At 70.4% G+C, this 14,731-nt stretch carries 14 protein-coding genes; 11 read left to right on the top strand and 3 right to left on the bottom strand.

The window, feature by feature from the left end; translation table 11 throughout:
* Positions 1-65: 65 nt before the first annotated feature.
* The 8 genes from ASF88_RS16980 (at position 66) to ASF88_RS16945 (ending at position 10,083) form a co-directional block, all read left to right on the top strand.
* Positions 66-2,357, top strand: coding sequence for an alpha-L-rhamnosidase (locus tag ASF88_RS16980; protein ID WP_055921518.1), 2,292 nt, complete (start codon positions 66-68; stop codon positions 2,355-2,357).
* Between the two features lie 131 nt (positions 2,358-2,488).
* Positions 2,489-2,806: an L-rhamnose mutarotase gene (locus tag ASF88_RS16975; protein WP_200935316.1), complete on the top strand. Its 318-nt coding sequence runs from the start codon at positions 2,489-2,491 to the stop codon at positions 2,804-2,806.
* A gap of 52 nt (positions 2,807-2,858) precedes the next feature.
* The gene (gene rhaI, locus ASF88_RS16970; protein ID WP_055921514.1) at positions 2,859-4,022 is read left to right on the top strand and encodes an L-rhamnose isomerase; all 1,164 of its coding nucleotides are present in this window, start codon (positions 2,859-2,861) and stop codon (positions 4,020-4,022) included.
* Positions 4,023-4,053: 31 nt separating this feature from the next.
* On the top strand, positions 4,054-6,090 hold the full coding sequence (locus tag ASF88_RS16965) for a bifunctional rhamnulose-1-phosphate aldolase/short-chain dehydrogenase (protein ID WP_055921513.1): 2,037 nt from the start codon (positions 4,054-4,056) through the stop codon (positions 6,088-6,090).
* Positions 6,091-6,103: 13 nt separating this feature from the next.
* Positions 6,104-7,558, top strand: a complete 1,455-nt coding sequence (locus ASF88_RS16960) for a rhamnulokinase (RefSeq protein ID WP_055921511.1) — start codon at positions 6,104-6,106, stop codon at positions 7,556-7,558.
* Complete coding sequence (locus ASF88_RS16955; RefSeq protein WP_055921508.1) at positions 7,558-8,343, top strand: nucleotidyltransferase domain-containing protein; 786 nt, start codon at positions 7,558-7,560, stop codon at positions 8,341-8,343. The genes ASF88_RS16960 and ASF88_RS16955 overlap by 1 nt, the downstream gene beginning before the upstream one ends.
* Before the next feature lie 244 nt (positions 8,344-8,587).
* On the top strand, positions 8,588-9,319 hold the full coding sequence (locus ASF88_RS16950) for a dienelactone hydrolase family protein (RefSeq protein WP_055921505.1): 732 nt from the start codon (positions 8,588-8,590) through the stop codon (positions 9,317-9,319).
* 164 nt (positions 9,320-9,483) lie between these two features.
* Positions 9,484-10,083: a GNAT family N-acetyltransferase gene (locus tag ASF88_RS16945; protein ID WP_055921502.1), complete on the top strand. Its 600-nt coding sequence runs from the start codon at positions 9,484-9,486 to the stop codon at positions 10,081-10,083.
* 136 nt (positions 10,084-10,219) lie between these two features.
* On the opposite strand, the gene ASF88_RS16940 is transcribed toward ASF88_RS16945, so the two are convergent.
* Positions 10,220-11,518 (bottom strand): MFS transporter, encoded by a 1,299-nt coding sequence (locus ASF88_RS16940; protein WP_055923020.1) that lies wholly within the window; start codon positions 11,516-11,518, stop codon positions 10,220-10,222.
* 5 nt (positions 11,519-11,523) lie between these two features.
* Positions 11,524-11,952, bottom strand: coding sequence for a MarR family winged helix-turn-helix transcriptional regulator (locus ASF88_RS16935; protein WP_055921498.1), 429 nt, complete (start codon positions 11,950-11,952; stop codon positions 11,524-11,526).
* Positions 11,953-12,024: 72 nt separating this feature from the next.
* Between ASF88_RS16935 and ASF88_RS16930 the strand changes: the two genes are divergently transcribed.
* From ASF88_RS16930 to ASF88_RS16920, 3 genes are all read left to right on the top strand, one after another.
* A complete protein-coding gene (locus tag ASF88_RS16930) occupies positions 12,025-12,876 on the top strand; it encodes an alpha/beta fold hydrolase (protein WP_055921495.1) in 852 nt (283 codons plus the stop codon).
* A 24-nt stretch (positions 12,877-12,900) separates the two neighbouring features.
* On the top strand, positions 12,901-13,950 hold the full coding sequence (locus ASF88_RS16925; RefSeq protein ID WP_055921492.1) for a lipoate--protein ligase family protein: 1,050 nt from the start codon (positions 12,901-12,903) through the stop codon (positions 13,948-13,950).
* Between the two features lie 77 nt (positions 13,951-14,027).
* Positions 14,028-14,393 (top strand): hypothetical protein, encoded by a 366-nt coding sequence (locus ASF88_RS16920; RefSeq protein ID WP_200935315.1) that lies wholly within the window; start codon positions 14,028-14,030, stop codon positions 14,391-14,393.
* Positions 14,394-14,415: 22 nt separating this feature from the next.
* Here ASF88_RS16920 and ASF88_RS16915 read toward each other — a convergent pair whose 3' ends face one another.
* Entirely contained in the window at positions 14,416-14,700 is a 285-nt protein-coding gene (locus ASF88_RS16915; RefSeq protein WP_055921489.1) for a GNAT family N-acetyltransferase, read from the bottom strand.
* Between the last annotated feature and the right edge of the window lie 31 nt (positions 14,701-14,731).

Here is a 14,731-nt window from a genome sequence, read left to right as displayed (position 1 = left end):
CTGCCCGCATCGACCGCACACATCGAACACGAAGACCGAACGAAACGAAACCGGAGACGGAAACTATGACTTGGCACGCCCAGATGATCGCCGCGGACGAGGACTTCGCCGGGGCTCCGCTGCTGCGGAGGGAGTTCTCGCTCGAGGACGGCCACGGCGCCGTCACCCGAGCCACCCTCGCACTCAGCGCCCAGGGGGTGGTGGAGGCCTGGCTGAACGGCCGCGCCGTCTCCGACGACGTGCTCACGCCGGGCTGGAGCAGCTACGAGTGGCGCCTGCGCTACGCGACCTACGACGTCACCGCGCTGGTGGAGGCGAGCGCCGGTGAGGGCTCGACCGTGCTCGGCATCGCGCTCGGCAAGGGCTGGTTCGGCGGCCGTCTCGGCTGGTCGGGCGGCGGCTCCTGGTACGGCGACGCGATCGGCGCTTTCGCACAGCTGGAGGTCGAATTCGCCGACGGCAGCACTCAGCTCGTCGTCACCGACGACAGCTGGGCTAGCGGTCCGAGCGCCGTGCTCGCGAACGACCTGTACGACGGCGAGACGATCGACGCCCGCCTCCGGGACGACGCGTGGAAGAAGCCCGGCTTCTCCGGCGAGGGCTGGACCGGCGCGCACGCGCTCGAGTTCGACGCCGCGAAGCTGGAGCCGTACATCGGCCCGTCCGTGAAGCGCTGGGCGAGCCTCCCCGTGCAGGAGATCAGCACCTCCCCGTCGGGCAAGACGCTCGTCGACTTCGGGCAGAACCTCGTCGGCTGGATCAAGGTGCGCGTGCAGGGCCCGGCGGGCACGGAGGTGACCATCCGGCACGCGGAGGTGCTCGAGCACGGCGAACTGGGCGTGCGGCCGCTGCGCTCCGCGAAGGCCACCGACCGCTACATCCTGAGCGGAGGCACGGACGAGTTCGAGCCCACGTTCACCTTCCACGGCTTCCGCTACGCGGAGGTCTCGGGCTGGCCGGGCGAGCTGAAGGCCGAGGACCTGACGGCGATCGCGGTCGGTTCGGAGCTGACCCGCATCGGCGAGTTCAGCACCTCCGATCCTCTGCTCAACCAGTTCCACGAGAACGTGGTCTGGGGGATGCGCGGCAACTTCCTCGACGTGCCCACCGACTGCCCGCAGCGCGACGAGCGCCTGGGCTGGACCGGCGACATCGCGGCGTTCGCGCCGACGGCGGCGTTCCTGTACGACGTGGACGCGTTCCTCTCCGACTGGCTGGTCGATCTCGACCTCGAGCAGCAGCACCACGACGGGATCGTCGGCTTCGTCATCCCGGATGTGCTCAAGTACCACGACCGCGACCGCTCGTCGGAGTTCGGCGAGCCGGACTCGACGGCGATCTGGTCGGACGCCGCGGTGTGGGTGCCGTGGACGCTCTACCAGGCGTACGGCGACACCGCGGTGCTCGAACGGCAGTTCGGGTCGATGACCTCGCACGTCCGCCGCGTGAAGTCGCTGCTCTCGCCGAGCGGCGTGTGGGACGCGAACTTCCAGTTCGGCGACTGGCTCGATCCGGACGCCCCGCCGGAGAACCCCGCCGCCGCGAAGGCCGACAAGGGCGTCGTGGCGACCGCGTGCGCCTACTACTCCGCGCGGGTCGTGGCGGACACGGCCGCACTGCTCGGCCGCCCTGACGAGGAGGCGGAGTTCCGCGCCATCGCCGATGGCCTCCGGGAGGCCTTCGACCGCGAGTACGTGCGGGACGGAATCGTGAAGAGCGACTGCACAACGGTGTACGCGCTGGCGATCCAGTTCGGGCTGCTCGACGCGGCCGACGAGGAGGTCGCGGGCGACCGGCTCGCGGAGCTCGCGGCCGAAGCCGGCTACCGCATCTCGACGGGCTTCGCCGGCACGCCGTTCATCGCGGACGCGCTCACGAAGACCGGCCGCACCGACGTCGCCTACCGGCTGCTGCTGGAGAAGGAGTGCCCGTCGTGGCTCTACCCGGTCACCATGGGCGCGACCACGGTCTGGGAGCGCTGGGACTCGATGCTGCCGGACGGCACCATCAATCCGGGTGAGATGACCTCGTTCAACCACTACGCGCTCGGTGCGGTCGCCGACTGGATGCACCGCGTCGTCGGCGGGCTCGCCCCGCTGAAGCCGGGCTACGCGTCGGTGCTCGTCGCCCCGCAGCCCGGAGGAGGTCTGACCGAGGCGGCCACCTCGCTCGAGACCCCGCACGGGCGGGTCTCGGTGCGCTGGAGTCTCGACGGCGACCTCCTGACGGTCGACGCCGAGCTCCCGGAGGGCGTGGAGGGCATCCTGCGGCTGCCCGGGCGCGAAGACCAGCAGTTGAGCGGTGGGCCGGTCTCAGTCACCGCGGAGATTCCCGCATCCATCGGCGCGATGCGCTGAGCGATCGGGAGGTGATCGGCATGCGGCGCGGACGTCTCTGCTCGACGACCGCGCCGCGTGCTGCTTCGCACACTGTGTTATCCTTTGAATCGATTCATCTTGAATCGATTCAGAACGACGAGGGAGTTGACGTGGAACGGGTCTGCTTCACGATGCGGCTGAAGCCGGAGCGCGTGGACGACTACCTGGCCGCGCACGAGACCGTCTGGCCGGAGATGCTCGATGCGCTCCGCGAGAGCGGCTGGTCGAACTACTCGCTCTTCGTCGATCCGGAGGCGGCACTGGTCGTCGGCGTCGTGGAGACCGACGACTTCGAGGGCGCGATCGCCGCGATGAACGAGCACGAGGTCAACGCGCGCTGGCAGGCGACCATGGTCGGCTACTTCGCCGAGGAGGCCGCTCCCGACTCCACCATGAAGCGGCTGACCGAATACTTCCACCTCCACTGAGCGGCCTCGCACGCCGCCCCACATGCATCAGGACAACGACGAAAGGGAGACCATGACCCTCACCGACGACATCCGCTCGCAGCTCGCGCTGCAGGCGATCGAGCTCCCTTCGTGGGCGTTCGGCAACTCCGGCACGCGCTTCCGCGTGTTCGGCACGCCGGGCACGGCCCGCGACCCGTACGAGAAGATCTCGGACGCCGCCCAGGTGCACAAGCACACCGGGCTGGCGCCCACGGTCGCCCTGCACATCCCGTGGGACAAGGTCGACTCCTACGCCGATCTGCGCAAGCACGCCCAGGACAACGGGGTCGAGCTCGGCACGGTGAACTCGAACACGTTCCAGGACGACGACTACAAGTTCGGCTCGGTCACCCACTGGGACGACCGCATCCGTCAGAAGGCGATCGATCACCACTTCGAGTGCATCGACATCATGAACGAGACCGGGTCGCGCGACCTGAAGATCTGGCTCGCCGACGGCACGAACTACCCGGGCCAGGACTCGATGCGCGCCCGGCAGGACCGCCTGGCCGACAGCCTCCAGAAGATCTACGAGCGCATCGGCGAGGGCCAGCGGCTGGTGCTGGAGTACAAGTTCTTCGAGCCGGCGTTCTACCACACCGATGTTCCGGACTGGGGGACCAGCTACGTGCAGACCGCAGCTCTGGGCGACCGTGCGGTCGTGTGCCTCGACACCGGTCACCACGCGCCGGGCACCAACATCGAGTTCATCGTCATGCAGCTGCTGCGCCTGGGCAAGCTCGGCTCGTTCGACTTCAACAGCCGCTTCTACGCCGACGACGACCTGATCGTGGGCGCCGCCGACCCCTTCCAGCTGTTCCGGATCATCTTCGAGGTGATCCAGGGCGGCGGCTACGCCAACCCGGACGTCGCGTTCATGCTCGACCAGTGCCACAATCTGGAGGCGAAGATCCCGGGCCAGATCCGCTCGGTGCTCAACGTCCAGGAGGCCACCGCCAAGGCGCTGCTGGTCGACACGGAGGCCTTGGCCGCCGCCCAGGTCGCCGGCGACGTGCTCGCCGCCAACACCGTGTTCATGGACGCGTTCAACACCGACGTGCGCGCCGACCTGGCCGCCTTCCGTGAGTCGCGCGGCCTCCCGGCCGACCCGATGGCCGCCTACAAGGCCTCCGGCTACCAGCAGAAGATCGAGACCGAGCGCGTCGGCGGCACCCAGGCCGGCTGGGGCGCCTGAGCGCCGACCATCACCGAAGGACACACGCAGAATGACGAACGAGACCGTCGCGGCCCTCCTGGCCCGGTCGAACCGCCTCGGCGCCGACCCGAAGAACACGAACTACGCCGGGGGCAACACCTCCGCCAAGGGCACCGAGACCGACCCGGTGACCGGTGAGCCGGTCGAGCTGCTGTGGGTCAAGGGCTCAGGAGGCGATCTCGGCACCCTGACGGAGGCCGGGCTCGCCGTGCTGCGGCTCGACCGCCTGCGCGCCCTCCAGAACGTGTACCCGGGCGTGGAGCGCGAGGACGAGATGGTCGCCGCGTTCGATTACACGCTGCACGGCAAGGGCGGAGCCGCACCGTCGATCGACACGGCCATGCACGGCCTGGTCGACGCCGCGCACGTCGACCACCTGCACCCGGACTCGGGCATCGCGATCGCGACGGCCGCCGACGGGGAGGCGCTGACCGAGAAGGTGTTCGGCGGCAAAGTGGTGTGGGTGCCGTGGCGTCGTCCGGGCTTCCAGCTAGGCCTCGACATCGCCGCGATCAAGGCGGCGAACCCGGACGCGATCGGCACCGTGCTCGGCGGGCACGGCATCACGGCGTGGGGCGACACCTCCGAGGAGGCCGAGGCCAACTCGCTGTGGATCATCCAGACGGCCGCCGACTACATCGAGGAACACGGGCGTCCCGAGCCGTTCGGCCCGCGCATCGCGGCCAACGAACCCCTCGCCGCCGCCGAGCGCCGCGCGAAGGCCGCCGCGCTGGCGCCGACGATCCGCGGGCTGGCGTCCACGGACAAGCCGCAGGTCGGCTCGTTCACCGACGACGACGTCGTGCTCGACTTCCTCGCCTCGGAGGAGCACTCGCGGCTCGGCGCGCTCGGCACCTCCTGCCCGGACCACTTCCTGCGCACGAAGGTCAAGCCGTTGATCCTCGACCTGCCGGCCGACGCCTCCGTGGAGGAGTCGATCGAGCGGCTGCAGGTGCTGCACGAGCAGTACCGTGCCGAGTACACCGCCTACTACGAGCAGTACGCGACGCCCGAGTCGCCCGCGATGCGCGGCGCCGACCCGGCGATCGTGCTGATCCCGGGCGTCGGGATGTTCTCCTACGGCAAGGACAAGCAGACGGCCCGCGTCGCCGGCGAGTTCTACATCAATGCCATCAACGTGATGCGCCGCGCGGAGGCGCTGTCGACCTACGCTCCGATCTCCGACGCGGAGAAGTTCAACATCGAGTACTGGTCGCTCGAGGAGGCCAAGCTGCAGCGGATGCCGAAGCCCAAGTCGCACGCGGGCCGCATCGCGCTCGTCACCGGCGCGGCTTCCGGCATCGGCAAGGCCATCGCCACCCGGCTCGCGGCCGAGGGCGCCTGCGTGGTCATCGCCGACCTCGACCTCGAGAAGGCGCAGGCCGCCGCGGCCGAGCTCGGCAGCACAGACGTCGCGATCGGCGTGGCGGCGAACGTCACCAGCGAGAAGGACATCGCCGACGGCATCCAGGAGGCGCTGCTGCAGTTCGGCGGCCTCGACCTGATCGTCAACAACGCCGGTCTTTCGATCTCCAAGCCGCTGCTGGAGACGACCGAGGCGGACTGGGACCTCCAGCACGACGTCATGGCCAAGGGCTCGTTCCTCGTCTCGAAGGCGGCCGCGAAAGTCCTCATCGAGCAGGGCCTCGGCGGCGACATCGTCTACATCTCCTCCAAGAACTCGGTCTTCGCCGGCCCGAACAACATCGCCTACTCCGCCACCAAGGCCGACCAGGCCCACCAGGTGCGGCTGCTGGCCGCCGAGCTCGGCGATTACGGCGTCAAGGTCAACGGCATCAACCCCGACGGCGTCGTGCGCGGCTCCGGCATCTTCGCCGGTGGCTGGGGCGCCAAGCGCGCCGCCGTCTACGGCGTGCCCGAGGAGGAGCTGGGTAAGTACTACGCGCAGCGCACCCTGCTGAAGCGGGAGGTGCTGCCCGAGAACGTCGCCAACGCGGTCGCCGTGCTCACCTCCAGCGACCTCGACCACACCACCGGCCTCCACATCCCCGTCGACGCGGGCGTCGCGGCGGCCTTCCTCCGATGAACGGGACCGTGCGATGAGTGCCGGAGCTTCCGCGTCGGGCGCGGTCGCCGCGGTCGACCTCGGCGCGACCAGCGGGCGCGTCATGCACGCCCGCGTCGGGGCGAACACCCTCGAGCTCACCGAGGCGGCACGCTTCGTCAACACACCCGTGCGGCTGTGGGAGGGGGGCCGTGCGGCTCTGCACTGGGATCTGACCGGGCTGTTCTCCCGCGTGCTGGAGGGGCTGGGCGCGGTCGCCCGGTCCGAGCCGGGCCTCGCGAGCGTCGGCGTCGACGCGTGGGCGGTCGACTACGGGCTGCTGCGCGCCGGCCGGCTGTTGGGTGAGCCGTACCACTACCGCGACGAGCGCACAGAGGAGGGCGTCGCGCTGGTGCACGACCGGGTGTCGCCGGAGGAGCTGTACCGGGAGGGCGGCCTCCAGTTCCTCCCCTTCAACTCGCTGTACCAGTTGGCGCACGACCAGGAGACCGGGGTGTCGGAGGCGGCCGACGGGTTCCTGCTCGTCCCCGACCTCGTCACCTACTGGCTGAGCGGGCAGGCGATCGCCGAGCGCTCCAACGCCTCCACGACCGGGCTGCTCACCGCGGACGGGACGTGGAACGACCCCCTCATCTCGCGGCTGGGGCTGCGGCGCTCGCTGTTCGCGCCGCTGGTCGACGCCGGAACGGCCGTCGGCTCGCTGCTGCCGGCGCTCGACCTCCCGTTCGGCGGCGCCGGCCCCGCGGTCACCGCGGTCGGATCGCACGACACTGCCTCGGCCGTCGTCGCCGTGCCGATGGAGGCCTCCCGCGCCGCCTACATCTCGTGCGGAACCTGGGGCCTGGTGGGCGTCGAGCTGTCGCATCGGGTCGTCAGCGACGAAGGCCGCGCCGCCAACTTCACGAACGAGGGCGGCGTGGACGGCCGCATCCGCTACCTCCACAACGTGATGGGGCTGTGGTTGCTGAGCGAGTCCATCCGCGAGTGGCAGCGGCGCGGCCTCCACGTGAGTCTGGAGAGCCTGCTCGCCGAGGCATCCGAGCTACCGCGTCCGTCGGAGCTGTTCGACGCCGACGACCCGCGTTTCCTGGCGCCGGGCGACCTCCCGTCGCGTATCGGAGGCTGGTTCGCCGAGCGCGGCCTCCGTGCCCCGGCGAGCCCGGCCGGCATGGTGCGGGTGATCATCGAGAGCCTGGCGGAGGCGTTCGCCGCTTCGGTGCGCACCGCGTCCGAGCTGTCGGGTGTGCCGGTGGAGACGGTGCACATCGTCGGAGGGGGAGCGCGCAACGCGCTGCTCTGCCAGGCGACGGCCGACCGCAGCGGGCTGCCGGTACTGGCCGGGCCCGTGGAGGCGACCGCCCTCGGCAACGCCCTCGTGCAGGCGCGATCCGCAGGCCTGCTCTCCGGCGACCTGGAGACGCTCCGAGCCCTGGTCGCGCGCAACTACGCGCCGGTGCGGTACGAGCCCGCGCACGTGAGCGTGCGCTGATGGAGCATCACGAGCGGGCGATCGCCCGCTATGTCGCCGACGTGTCGGCCGACCCCGAGGTGCTCGCCGTCATCGTCAGCGGCTCGGTCGCGCGCGGAGCGGAGCGCCCGGATTCGGACGTCGACCTCTACCTCGTGGTCACCGAGGAGCGCTGGAGCGAAGCGTACGCGGCGCGGCGGCTGATGTTCACGAGCACCGACGGCATCGGCTACGACGAGGGCTACTTCGACATCAAGCTGGCGACGCTCTCCTACCTCGACGACGCCGCCGAGCGCGGCGACGACCCGGTGCGCGACTCCTTCGCGTCGGCGCGTGTGGTGTTCAGCCGGGTGCCCGACCTGGAGGCGCGTCTCGCGCGGGTCGTCGAGCTGCCGGCCTCCGACTGGGAGGACCGCGTCGCCGGCTTCGTGGCGCAATGCCGGCTGCACGGCGGCTACTTCCTCCAGCAGGCGTACGAGCACGGCGACCCATTGCTGCTCGCGCACGCGTCGGTGCACCTGGTGACCTCGGCGGCGCGGGCGCTGCTCGCGCGGGAACGGGTGTTCTTCCCCGGGCCGAAGTACCTGCGCGCGCGGGTGGAGGGGCTGGCGTCGGCGCCTCCCGGGTTCGCGGCGCTGCTGGACGCGGTGATCGCGTCGCCGTCGCCATCGACGGCGGGCGCACTCCTCGCCGCGGTGGAGGCCGCGGTCGGCGACGCGCTGCCGCACGACGAGACGCTGTCGCGCTTCGTGCTCGACAACGAGCTCGCCTGGCGCTACCGCACCGGGCCCCCCGAGTACTCGTAGCGCTCCTAGCGCTCCTAGCCCCGGGGCGCTGAGATTTCCGCCGAATGCGGCGATACAGCGTGCACAACGCATCATTTGCGGCAAATGTCGGAGAGGCACTAAGCTCGCGCACGGTTCGAAACCACCGGAGGAGGTGAGCACAGTGATCGCACACACGCACGGGTGCTCCCCGTCCCCTGAACTATCGCGCGACTGACCGACGTCGCCGGGAGCGCCGCTCAGGCTTCTTCCGAAAGGCGACATCATGAACCTCTTCACCGATGATTCCACCGACGACGGCGTGCGCCGTCGCGGCTTCCTCGTGGACGGCGTCCCCGGCGTCCTCTGGACCTCACCCTCACCCACGCCCGGCGCGCCGCTGATCCTCTCGGGGCATGGCGGCGGCCTCCACAAGGAGGCCGCAGGGCTCGTCGCCCGCGCGCACAAGCTGGTCCGCGACCTCGGCTATGCCGTCGCCGCGATCGACGCGCCTGGCCACGGCGACAGACCGCGGTCGGCACGCGATCAGCAGTGGGTCGACGAGATGCTCGGCGCGCGCGACCGCGGCGAGCCCCTCGACCCCGTCATCGCCGAGTACAACGGCTCGCTCGCCGACCGTGCGGTGCCCGAGTGGCGGGCGACGCTCGATGCGCTGCAGCAGTGCGACGAAATCGGCGCCGGCCCGGTCGGCTACACCGGGATGACGCTGGCGTCGGCCATCGGCATCCCCCTCGCCGCTGCCGAGCCGCGCATCGGCGCTGCCAGCTTCGGCGGCATCGGCGCCCACCCCTTCGTGCTGGAGGCCGCCCGGCAGGTGACGATCCCGCTCGAGTTCCTGTTCCCGATAGATGACCCGGAGATCTCACGCGCCGACCAGCTCGCACTGTTCGACGCGTTCGCGTCCACGGAGAAGGCGCTGCTCGGGTTCCCCGGCAGCCATTTCCGCGTGCCCGCCGAGCGCTTGGACACGCGGCTCTTCCCGCGCACCTTCGGGTAGCGGAGGCGTCGCCAACGGAGGAGACCGGCCCGCCAGCGGCGTGGATCTCCTCCGTTGACGGCCGACGCGCCGTCGCAGCCGAAGAACATCCTCCGTTGCCGGCGCGCCCGCCGCGGAGTAAGTTCACGCCGCGGAGTACGTTCGCGCCACGGGAGAGGAGGGAAATGCCCGAGACCGTCACCTATGAGGTGCGCCCCCTCGACCCCTCCACGTGGGAGGCGTTCGTCGCACTGTGCGATCGGCATGGCGGCGGCGGCTTCGGCGGCTGCTACTGCACGTGGTTCCACCGCGAGACGCACTCGGCGCCGGAGTCGGCGCCGGAGCGGCCGGCCGACTTCACCAAGGAGTTCAAGCACGACCTGGTCGAGCGCGGTGAGGCGCACGCCGCGCTCGTCTTCGACGGCGACCGGGCAGTCGGCTGGGCGCAGTACGGCAGCCCGGAGGAGCTCCCCGGCATCTACCACCGCAAGCAGTATCTCGAGACCGCGGAGGCCCTCCCGGACTACCGCATCACGTGCATCTTCGTCGACCGCGCCTACCGTGGTCGGGGCGTCGCGCGCATCGCTATCGCGGGCGCGCTCGAGCTGATCGCGGAGGCCGGGGGAGGGACGGTCGAGAGCTATCCGCGGCAGACGGACAAGCGCATCTCGCCCTCCTTCCTCTACAGCATGACGCGCACGGTGTTCGAGGAGGCCGGGTTCGAGTACGACCGCCCGAAGGGCACGGTCAACTGCGTGATGCGCACGACGGTCGCGGCCCGCTGACCCGCCGCCGCGCGCGTCGCCAAGGGAGGAGAACCTGCACGAGGGAGGCCGGATATCCTCCCGCAACTGCCGACACGCCGTCGGCGCCCCCGCATCTCCTCCGTTGCCGGCAGCACCCGCGCCCACGCACAGCCGGTCAGCTGGCCCGCGTCGCGGTCGCCTCGGCCTCCTCCAGCTCCTCCCGGGCCTCCTCGCGCGGCGTGAGCACCACGCGCGGCCGCAGCCCGGTGAAGCGCACGCGCATCCCGCGGTACTTCACGAGGTAGAAGACGCCGACGAGGGCAGCCGCGAATCCGCTCGCCGCCCCGACGCCCATCGCCCAGCGCGGGCCGAACGCGTCGGCGACCCAGCCGACGATCGGCGCGCCGATGGGCGTGCCGCCCATGAAGATCGCCATGTAGATCGCCATCACGCGTCCTCGCAGCACCGGGTCGGTCGTCATCTGCACCGTGCCGTTCGCCGTGGTCATCAACGTCTGCGACGAGATGCCGATGATGATGAGCGCGATCGCGAACAGCCAGTACGTCGGCATGACCGCGGCGATCGCGCAGCCCGCACCGAAGAAGGCTGCGCCGGCGAACAGCATCGAGACCCGCGGCCGCTCACGGCGGGCGGAGAGCAGCGCACCGGCCACCGAGCCGATCGCCATGATCGATGAGAGGAGGCCGTACTCGCCCGCGCCCTGGTGGAAGACGCTCACCGACATCGTCGAGATGAAGATCGGGAAGTTGAGACCGAAGGTTCCGATCAGGAACACCATGACCAGGATGACCACGAGGTCGGGCCGCCGCCGCACATACCGGAAGCCGTCGACCAGGCCGCCGCGGGACCGCTTGGCGCGCTCGGATCGATACAGCTTCTCCTTACGCAGTGTCATCAGCGACAGCAGCACGGCCCCGAAGGTGGCGGCGTTGATGAGGAAGACCCACCCAGCGCCGACCGCGGCGACGAGGAGGCCCGCGACGGCCGGTCCGAGAAGCCGCGCGGCATTGAACGACGCCGAGTTCAGGGCGACCGCATTCGACAGGTTCGGGCCTGCGACCAGCTCGGACACGAAGGTCTGTCGCGCGGGCGCGTCGAACGCCGCCACGACACCGAGCGCCAGCGCGAACAGGTAGACGTGCCACAGCTGCACGGACCCGCTGACGGTGAGGACGCCGAGCCCGAGCCCGAGCAGCCCCATCAGCCCCTGCGTCAGCATCAGCAGGCACCGACGGTCGAGGTGGTCGGCCGCCCATCCCGTCACCGGCAGCAGGAGCAGCTGCGGCGCGAACTGCAGCGCCATCACGATGCCGACGGCCGAGGCGTTGTTGTGGGTGAGCTGAGTGAGGACGATCCAGTCCTGCGCCGTGCGCTGCATCCAGGTGCCGACGTTGGAGACCAGCGCCCCCGCCGCCCAGATGCGGTAGTTGACGCCGGCGAGCGATCGGAACATCGCGCTCACGAGTCGGCGAGCTCTCGGATGATCGCGGCGGCCTCGGCGAGGGTCTCGCGCTGCTCGGGGGTCAGCGTGCGCAGCCGCTGGTGCAGCCAGGCATCGCGGCGGCGCCGCGTCTCGGTGACGAGCCGCAGGCCCGACTCGGTGGGGACGACGACCACCTTGCGTCCGTCGACCGCGTCCGCGGTGCGGCGCACATAGCCGGCCTCCTCGAGGCGGTTGACGGTGCGGTTCATGGAGGGCGGGGTGACGCGCTCGTGCTCGCTCAGCCTCCCGATCGTGCCGGACCCCTCGCGCACGAGGAACGCCAGCGTGGAGGTCTGGGTGTCGCTCAGCTCGTCGTCCGCCTTCTCGGCGCGCAGGCGGCGTGAGAGACGGGCGACGGCGATGCGCAGCGCGCTGCTGAGGTCGTGCGTCGAGAGTCGTCCCATAGATAGTTAGCCTAACAAATTAGGCTGGCTAAATAAACTCCATTCGCTCTCCGCGTACGCCAGAATGAGCGCGTGCAGCGAGAGTTCAGCGCCGACGACGGCCTCCGTATCTTCTTCGACGTGTACCCGGTCGACCGGCCGCGAGCGGCGGTGCAGATCGCGCACGGTGTGGGGGAGCATGCCGGGCGCTACCGCGAGCTCGCCGAGCACTTGGTGGCCGAGGGGTACCTCGTCTATGCCGACGACCACCGCGGCCACGGGCGCACGGGGATGGAGCAGTGGCACGGCGACGCCTCCAAGCTCGGGAGGCTCGGCCCGGGCGGTCTGCGCGCCGCGCTCCGCGATCTGCGCGCGTTCACGCGCCTGATCCGCGACGAGAACCCCGACCTGCCGCTCGTGTTCGTCGGGCACAGCTGGGGGTCGCTGATGGGGCAGATGACGCTCAACCACCACTCGGCCGACTACGACGCCGCCGTGCTCTCCGGCACCGCGTACCGGATGATCGGTTCGATGAACGGCGGCGACCTCAACAAGCGCCACGCGAATCTCGGCAGCACCGGCGCCGAGTGGCTGAGCCGCGACCCCGCCGTCGCGCAGGCGTTCATCGACGACCCGCTGTGCACCCTCGTGCCGCTGCAGAAGCTGTTCGGGATGGCCGACGCCGCCCGACTGCTCGGCCGCCCGGCCCGGCACCTGTCGCGCGACCTCCCGCTGCTCATCCAGGTGGGCGACGACGACCCGCTCGGAGGGGAGGCCTCCGCGCGCAAGCTCGAGCATTCGTATCGCACGCGCTCGGGCCTCAGCGATGTGACGACGATCGTCTACCCCGGCGCGCGCCACGAGATCTTCAACGAGACCAACCGCCTCGAGGTCTACGCCGACCTCACCGCCTGGCTCGACCCGCGCCTCCCCGCCCGCACCTAGCCGCCGCGGATCTAGGCTGGGGGCATGCATGGTGAGTACAAGGTGCCGGGTGGCAAGCTCGTCGTCGTCGACCTGGAGGTCGTGGACGGCCTGATCGCCGGATTCCGGCTGGCGGGCGACTTCTTCCTCGAGCCCGACACAGCGTTGGAGGCCATCGACGCCGCCGTCAACGGCCTCCCGGCCGAGAGCGACTCGAAGGCGATCGCCGCCGCGGTCAAGGAGGCCCTGCCGGAGGGCGCCCTCCTGCTCGGGTTCTCGCCGGAGGCCGTCGCGGTCGCCGTGCGCCGTGCACTCGCCCGCGCCACCAGCTGGCGCGACTACGACTGGCAGATCGTGCACGCCAAGGCCGTCTCCCCTCAAATGCACCTGGCACTCGACGAAGTGCTGACGACGGAGGTCGGCGAGGGGCGCCGCGGCCCGACCCTCCGCATCTGGGAGTGGGACGAACCGGCCGTCGTGATCGGCAGCTTCCAGTCCGTGAAGAACGAGGTCGATCCCGTCAACGCCGAGAAGTACGGGGTGCAGGTCGTCCGCCGCATCACGGGAGGCGGCGCGATGTTCATGGAGGCCGGCTCGGTCGTCACCTATTCGATCTACGCGCCGGCCGACCTGGTGCAGGGGATGAGCTTCGCCGACAGCTACGCCTTCCTCGACGAATGGGCCATCGTCGCACTCAAGTCGCTCGGGATCGATGCCAGCTACGTGCCGCTGAACGACATCACCAGCCCGAAGGGCAAGATCGGCGGCGCCGCGCAGAAGCGCCTGGGCTCCGGCGCCGTGCTGCACCACGTGACGATGAGCTACGACATGGACGGCCAGAAGATGACGGAGGTGCTCCGCATCGGCCGCGAGAAGATCAGCGACAAGGGCATCACGAGCGCGGCGAAGCGGGTAGACCCTTTGCGCAGTCAGACCGGTCTGAGCCGCGCGGAGATCATCGAGCAGCTCAAGCTGACCTTCCGCAATCTGTACGGCGCCACCGAGGGGGACATCACCGAGGCCGAGTACGCGGAGGCCGAGCGTCTGGTCGTCGAGAAGTTCGCGACCGACGAGTGGCTCTACCGCGTGCCCTAGGTCCGTCCCTTGGTCCGTCCCTTGGTCCTTCCTGTGCGTCCGCCGAGCCTCCCGCGGGTCTCCGGTAACCTATACGGGTGAATTGGTGGGTCCTGGTCGTCGTGGGCGTGCTCGTCGTGGCGATCGTGATCGGCGCGAAGCTCGGCTGGATCGACCTCTCCAACAAGGCCGCCCGCGGCTCTGGAACGATGAGCGGCGCGATCGGCGGCTCGTTCGACGAGATCTTCGCGCCCACGAGGCACGAGGCCCAGCAGGAGCTCGACCGGCAGTCCTTCCTCCCGGCCCCCGCTCCGCTTCCCGGCGACGGCGAGAAGGGCGTCTGGGAGGCCGGCAAGATCACGATCGACGTCGGCACGGCCGGTCGCGGCCAGCGCGCCGAAGGCCGCGCGCCTTCCGAGGAGGGCCGCGCCACCACGCGCAGGTCGGCCTCCCACCGCGCCTGACGCCGCCGTGCCCCGGCCGGGGTCAGCGGCGCTGCAACGCCTGGTACTCGGGGTGGTCCTGCAGCCAGCGCCGCACGTACGGGCAGGTCGCGACGACTCGGAGGGAGGTGCGGTCGCGCACGTCGTCGAGCGCGGTCTGCACCAGTTCGGACGCCATGCCGCGCTCGCGCTTCTCGGGGTCGACCTCCGTGTGGGTGAACACGATCGCGTCGTCGCGGAGCTCGTATTCGGCGATGCCGATCACCTCACCGTCCTTCAGCAGGGCGTAGCGGGAGCGATCGGGCTGCTTCTCGACGGTCAGGGTCATGCCGCCAGGCTACCCTCCGCCCGCGCGGCGA

It is taken from the genome of Leifsonia sp. Leaf336, assembly GCF_001423695.1.
Classification (GTDB): Bacteria; Actinomycetota; Actinomycetes; order Actinomycetales; family Microbacteriaceae; genus Leifsonia.
The sequence above is the reverse complement of the archived record's forward strand: the minus strand, read 5'-3'. Positions and strand labels throughout refer to the sequence as shown.